This is a genomic window from Variovorax sp. YR750 (assembly GCF_900109805.1).
Lineage (GTDB): Bacteria > Pseudomonadota > Gammaproteobacteria > Burkholderiales > Burkholderiaceae_C > Variovorax > Variovorax gossypii.
Genome location: NZ_FOBJ01000058.1, coordinates 1 through 1,178, shown reverse-complemented (window position 1 = coordinate 1,178; position 1,178 = coordinate 1). Strand labels below are relative to the sequence as shown.

Here is a 1,178-nt window from a genome sequence, read left to right as displayed (position 1 = left end):
AACTGGAGAACCCTGAATGAAGAAAACCCTCACGGCATTCGCTGCCCTGGCCGTCTGCGGCCTGGCTTCTGCCCAATCGTCAGTCACGTTGTTCGGCGTCGTGGACGCCGGGCTGACCTACCAGTCGACGACCTCGCGCGACACCACCACCGGCGCGTCGGTCAAGCAAAGCAAGACGAGCCTGGGCAACTCCGCCTACAACTCCAGCCGCATCGGCTTCCGCGGCACCGAAGACCTCGGCGGCGGCCTGGCAGCGAGCTTCTGGCTCGAAGCGCCCATCACCAACGACGACGGCGCCACCGGCATCTCCACCTTCTCGCGCCGCTCCACCGTGAGCCTGTCGGGTGGCTTCGGCGAACTGCGCCTGGGCCGCGACTACACGCCCACCTTCTGGAACGACACCGTCTTCGACCCGTTCGGCACCAACGGCTCGGGCACCAACGTGATCAGCACCGTCAGCGGCAACACCACCATCAACAACGCCAACTACGTGCGTGCGAGCAACTCGATCGGCTACTTCCTGCCGCCGAACCTGGGCGGCTTCTACGGCCAGGTGCAGTACAGCCTGCACGAGAACGCCAGCACCGACGCGACCAGCACCACCGCAGCCTCGAGCAGCAGCGCGGGCCGCTACGTCGGCGGCCGCTTCGGCTACGCCAACGGTCCTCTGGACGTGGCACTGGGCGTGGGCCGCAGCACCGTGGTGGACACCACCGCGCTGGAGCGCAGCGTGCAGACCATCAACCTGGGCGCTTCGTACGACTTCGGCCCTGTGAAGCTGTTCGGTGAACTGTCGAACGTGAAGAACAAGTTCGACTACTCGGCAGCGGCCGACCGGCACGACAGCTACAACGGCTACCTGATCGGCGCGACCGTGCCGGTGGGTGCTGGCCTGATCCGCGTGGCGTACTCGCAGGTTCGCTACAACGAAGGCACGGCCGGCATCACGGGCGAAGACCCGCTGGCGCGCAAGTTCGCGATCGGCTACGTGCACAACCTGTCCAAGCGCACGGCGCTGTATGCGACGGTGGCGCGCGTGAACAACCGCAACGACGTGAACTACACGGGCAGCCTGGTGTCGGCGAGCACGACCGGCTACGGCAGCACGGGCACGAGCTACACGGGCCTGCCGCGCTCTTCCACCGGCTACGACTTCGGCATCCGCCACGCGTTCTGAT

Annotated in this window: 1 protein-coding gene; it reads left to right on the top strand. The window is 66.5% G+C overall.

Annotation, left to right across the window (positions count from 1 at the left end):
• Positions 1-16 precede the first annotated feature (16 nt).
• Positions 17-1,177: a porin gene (locus BMY35_RS37515; protein ID WP_093210124.1), complete on the top strand. Its 1,161-nt coding sequence runs from the start codon at positions 17-19 to the stop codon at positions 1,175-1,177.
• Position 1,178: the final 1 nt, after the last annotated feature.

Bases quoted from the DNA above. Each gene is read 5' to 3' on its own strand.
- BMY35_RS37515 (WP_093210124.1), top strand. From the start codon at position 17: ATGAAGAAAACCCTCACGGCATTCGCTGCCCTGGCCGTCTGCGGCCTG.